The following is a 343-nucleotide window of genomic DNA, read 5'->3' on the forward strand; positions in this document are numbered from 1 at the left end:
TAACGCCACTGGATTGCTTCGTCGCTGCGCTCCTCGCAACGACGATTCTTAACATCATCTATTTTTATTTTTCATAGTTGGCATTCAGGGTTAACAAAAATTATGGCTCGGTGCATCACTACTGTCTATCCGTTATGATGTTGCTATGTGATATGGTGTTGAAACTCGTCTTTGCGAGGAGCGCAGCGACGAAGCAATCCAGTGACCTAGAGCGATGTATCTGAGTCATTCAACAGTCCAACAAAAAAGAAAATACATGCCAGCAAAACAACCTGCTATCTATATTATGGCGAATAAGCGTAATGGGACGATTTATACTGGCGTCACAAGTAATTTAATCAAA

General features: G+C 41.4%; 1 protein-coding gene. It reads left to right on the forward strand.

Features of this window, described 5'->3' with window-relative positions; genetic code table 11:
• Positions 1-256 precede the first annotated feature (256 nt).
• Positions 257-343: GIY-YIG nuclease family protein (locus tag Lqua_RS18810; protein ID WP_162264411.1), on the forward strand; the 87-nt coding region annotated here is incomplete at its 3' end.

Source organism: Legionella quateirensis, from assembly GCF_001467955.1.
In the GTDB taxonomy this organism is placed as follows: domain Bacteria; phylum Pseudomonadota; class Gammaproteobacteria; order Legionellales; family Legionellaceae; genus Legionella; species Legionella quateirensis.